The organism is Roseateles sp. P5_B10 (assembly GCF_056400485.1).
Genome location: NZ_JBFULE010001414.1, coordinates 1 through 767, shown reverse-complemented (window position 1 = coordinate 767; position 767 = coordinate 1). Strand labels below are relative to the sequence as shown.

The 767-nt window shown below is 67.5% G+C and carries 2 protein-coding genes; both read right to left on the bottom strand.

The features are described from left to right. The coding region (locus tag AC1DU6_RS33685) for a cyclomaltodextrinase N-terminal domain-containing protein (protein WP_477862717.1) at positions 1-315 on the bottom strand (315 nt) is incomplete at its 3' end. Beyond that, the coding region (locus AC1DU6_RS33680; protein WP_477862715.1) for an alpha-amylase family glycosyl hydrolase at positions 312-767 on the bottom strand (456 nt) is incomplete at its 5' end. The genes AC1DU6_RS33680 and AC1DU6_RS33685, both read right to left, overlap by 4 nt.

The following is a 767-nucleotide window of genomic DNA, read 5'->3' as shown; positions in this document are numbered from 1 at the left end:
GGCCAGCAGCGGGTAGCGCAGCGTCGTGCCGGCCACGTTCAGCAGCAGTTCGCCCGGCTTGGCGTCGGGGCTCACGTCGAGGTCGATGAAGAGGTAGTTGGCGCTGGTGGCGCGGTGGCTGCCCTTCAACCTCACGCCGGGGTAGGGCGCCAGCGTCGGCTGGGCGCCGGCAATGCCGCTGCCATGCAGCATCAGTTGCAGGGAGGTGTCGTGCATGCCGACCCACCAGTTGGGCGGTTCGACATGCTGCAGGCCGGCGGCCATCGTGTTCAGGCTCATCAACAGGGCGGTGGTCAGGGTGATCAGGGACTTCATGGCGCTTGCAAGCTGTAGATGCGCACCGAAAGCGGCTGCAGCGTGGCGGAGACGGCGCCCTTGGGATAGAGCGCCCGGGCATGCGCCGTCAGTTCGATGGTGGCCGGTGTGTCGCCGTAGTTGATGGCAACGAGGACACGCTCCTTGCCCTGTACGCGCTGGAAGCTCCAGACGGCGCCGTCGACGCGGTCGGACTCGTAGCGGCCCAATGTCAGTGCCGGCGACGCGCGGCGCAGCGCGATCAGCTCACGGTAGAAGTTGAACAGCGAGCCGGCGTCGCGCTGCTGGCTTTCGGCGTTATGGGCACTGCGGTTCAGGGCCAGCGGGCGGAAGGGCTGGGGGTTGGTCGTGAAACCACCTGCCGCGGTCCAGCTCATCGGCGAACGCAGCGGATCGTCACCCTTGCCGTCGATGCCAGCCTGGCCGATCTCCTCGCCGTAGTAGACGAAGGG